Here is a 3,238-nt window from a genome sequence, read left to right as displayed (position 1 = left end):
CCAGGCGCGGCGGTCCGAGTCGAACCCGGGGGCCGTCGCCTCGGCGAGCGCGCGGTGCACGGTCCGGCGCTCCGCGGGCGGGGCCGCGCGGTAGGCCGCCGACCGCACCAGCGGATGACGGAAGCGCACCCTCGTGCCGAACTCGATCAGCCCCGCCTCCTCGGCCGTGCCCTCGGCGTCCGCGTCGATCCCCAACCGCTCCGCGGCCCGTCGCAGCAGGGGCACGTCCCCCACGGGTTCCGCGGCCGCCGCCAGGAGCAGGCGCTGGGCCCCGGAAGGCAGTGACTCGATACGCCGTACGAAGCTGTGCTCGATCTGGCTCGTCAGCGGCCGCGAGTCGGGACGCCCGAACCCGCCGGCCAGGTCCGCCGTGGTCAGGCCTCGCGTCAGCTCCAGCAGGGCCAAGGGGTTGCCCCGGGTCTCGGCGACGATGCGCTCCCGGACACGTTCGTCCAGCCGCCCGGGGACCACCGAGTCCAGCAGCGCACGCGCGTCGTCGTCGCGCAGCCCCGGGACCTCGGTCTCCGGCAGCGCGGCCCACGGGTCGTCACCGGCCCCGAAGGCCGGGGGGCGCGCCGCGAGGACCAACGCCACGCGCTCCGCGAGCAGTCGGCGGGCGACGAAGGCCAGGGTCTGCGCGGAGACCTGGTCGAGCCACTGCGCGTCGTCCACCACGCACAGCAGCGGCCGGTCCTCAGCCGTCTCGGCCAGCAGGCTGAGGACGGCCAGCCCCACCAGGAACCGGTCCGGCGCGCTGCCGTCGCGCAGGCCGAACGCGATGGCGAGGGAGTCGCGTTGAGGACCGGGGAGCCGCTCGATGTGCCCCAGCAGCGGCATGCACAGTTGGTGCAGCCCGGCGAAGGCCAGCTCCATCTCGGACTCGACACCGACGACCCGGAGCACCTGGAAGCCCGGCGCGCTCCGGGTCAGGTACTCCACCAGTGCCGACTTGCCGACCCCGGGGGCACCACGCAGGACCAGTACCCGGCTCCGGCCCGCCCGGGCGTCGGCGACCACGTGGTCCAGGACTCCGCACTCATGGCTTCTGCCCAGCAGTACCCGCCAAGGAGCGTTGCCCGACATCCACCACCACCGCGCAGGTCAGAGAGCCAGACCCTGATCGGCTCGGGTCGCACCCATCATGCCCCACCGCCCACGGCCCGACCAGCCGAGGCGTTCGCGGGACCACGGGGCGGACGCCGCAAACGGCAACGCTCGGTGCCTACTTGGTCACGGAGTGACAACCCCCGGGGGTACGTGCCCCGGGGGCCAGGGGGTGGACCAGGTGTCCTCCGGGGCGCGGTGGAGGGGCCCGGCGGGCGAGCCTGGAGGCCATCACACCGACGGATGCCGCGAGTGAACGGAGCCGATTCCTCGCCTGTGCGCCCGACGTCCTCCCCTGGCCGCGCGCCTCGCAGGCACCCACCACCCGCAAGATCGGAGACAGCAGGCTCATGAATCCCGAACCGTTCCCGGGGAACGGCACCCTGGAGGAGGCCGTCTCCGTCTTCGTGGAGCTGCGGCCGCGCCTTTTCGGTATCGCGTACCGCATGCTGGGCAGCCAGGCCGAGGCCGAGGACGTCGTCCAGGAGGTCTGGCTGCGCTGGCAGCGGACCGACCGGTCGGCGGTGGTGAGCCCCGCGGCGTTCCTGTCGAGCGCCACCACGCGCCTGGCCATCAACGTGGCCCAGTCCGCCCGGGTCCGCCGCGAAACCTACATCGGTCCCTGGCTTCCCGAGCCCATCGACACCGGTCACGGCCCCGAGGCCGGCGCCCAGCGGACCGAGGCGCTGGAACTCGCCCTGCTCCTCGTCCTGGAGAGGCTGGCGCCCACGGAGCGGGCCGCGTACGTCCTGCGAGAGGCGTTCGACTACACGTACGCGGACATCGCCGAGATGCTGCACCTCAGCGTGGTCAACGTACGGAAGATCGTGAGCAGGGCGCGCAAACACCTCCTGTCGGAGCAGCGGGAGACCGTTGACGCGGGGGAACACAGGCATCTGGTCAGGGCGTTCGTCATCGCGGCCCGGACGGGGGACGTCACGTCACTGGAGACACTTTTCACTCCTCGTGCCGGCGCCCCGAACCGCGCGCGCAAGGGGAAACGGTCGACCACACCGCTGTGACGCCACGACCGGGAAGGCGAGAAGAGGGAAAGTCACATGTACGTTGCTCCGCGACCCGGCACCGGGGTGGGCGAGGGGCCCCGGACGCGTCTGCGCGGACGGCAGGCCGAGTGCGCGACGCTGGACGAACTCCTGGCGACGGTGCGCGCCGGCCGCAGCTCCGCCCTCGTCCTGCGCGGCGAGGCGGGCGTCGGGAAGACCGCGTTGCTGAACCACGGGCGAAGCGGCGCGGACGGCTGCCGGAGCGTCTCGGCGACGGGCGTCGAGTCGGAACGCGAGCTGGCCTTCGGCGGGCTGCACCAGTTGTGCGTCCCGTTCCTGGACCGGATCGGTCTTCTGCCCGCACCGCAACGCGACGCGCTCGGGGCGGCGTTCGGCTTGAGCACCGGGGCACTGCCGGACCGCTTCCTGGTGGGTCTCGCGGTGCTGGGCCTGCTCACCGACGTGGCCGCGCGAGAGCCCCTGCTCTGTTTCGTCGACGACGCCCAGTGGCTGGACGAGATGTCCTCACAGACGCTCGCCTTCGTCGCGCGGCGCCTGCGGACCGAGCGGATCGGGCTGGTGCTCGCGGTGCGGGAGCCCTCCGTCACGTCCGGGCTGGCGGAGCTTCCCCACCTGGTGGTGGGACCGCTGGGTGACGGCGACGCACGCGCCCTGCTGGACTCCGTGATCCCGGGCCGCCTCGACGGTCTCGTCCGTGACCGCGTCGTCGCCGAGGCGCGGGGAAACCCGCGCGCCCTGCTGGAACTGCCCCGCGGGCTGACCCCGGTGGAACTGGCGGGCGGGTTCGGACGCCCCGACGCGCGGCCCCTGCCCGGCCGGACCGAGCAGGACCTCCTCGACCGCGTGGCGGCGCTGCCGCCGGAGACGCGCCGGCTCCTGCTCATCGCCGCGGCCGAGCCGGTGGGCGACACGACCCTGCTGACCAGGGCCGCGGACCTGCTGGGCGTCGAGGTGTCGGCCGCATCGGCGGCCGGGGCGGCGGAGCTGATCACCATCGGGACCCGGGTGCGGTTCCGGCACCCTCTGGTGCGCTCGGCGGCCTACCGGGTGGCCACCGCCGAGGACCGCCGGCACGTGCACCAGGCGCTGGCCGATGCCACGGATCCCGG

Annotated in this window: 2 protein-coding genes and 1 pseudogene; 2 read left to right on the top strand and 1 reads right to left on the bottom strand. The window is 73.8% G+C overall.

The window, feature by feature from the left end:
• The coding region (locus B7767_RS30280; protein ID WP_179167349.1) for an AAA family ATPase at nucleotides 1-1,083 on the bottom strand (1,083 nt) is incomplete at its 3' end.
• 371 nt (nucleotides 1,084-1,454) lie between these two features.
• Here B7767_RS30280 and B7767_RS30275 point away from each other — a divergent pair.
• Nucleotides 1,455-2,075: pseudogene (locus tag B7767_RS30275) on the top strand (sigma-70 family RNA polymerase sigma factor); the annotation flags it as partial.
• Between the two features lie 87 nt (nucleotides 2,076-2,162).
• Nucleotides 2,163-3,238, top strand: a 1,076-nt coding sequence (locus B7767_RS30270) for an AAA family ATPase (protein ID WP_179167348.1), incomplete at its 3' end; no start/stop codon positions are given.

Source organism: Streptomyces sp. 13-12-16, from assembly GCF_002114215.1.
Classification (GTDB): domain Bacteria; phylum Actinomycetota; class Actinomycetes; order Streptomycetales; family Streptomycetaceae; genus Streptomyces.
This window is presented reverse-complemented; position numbering and strand designations above follow the sequence as displayed.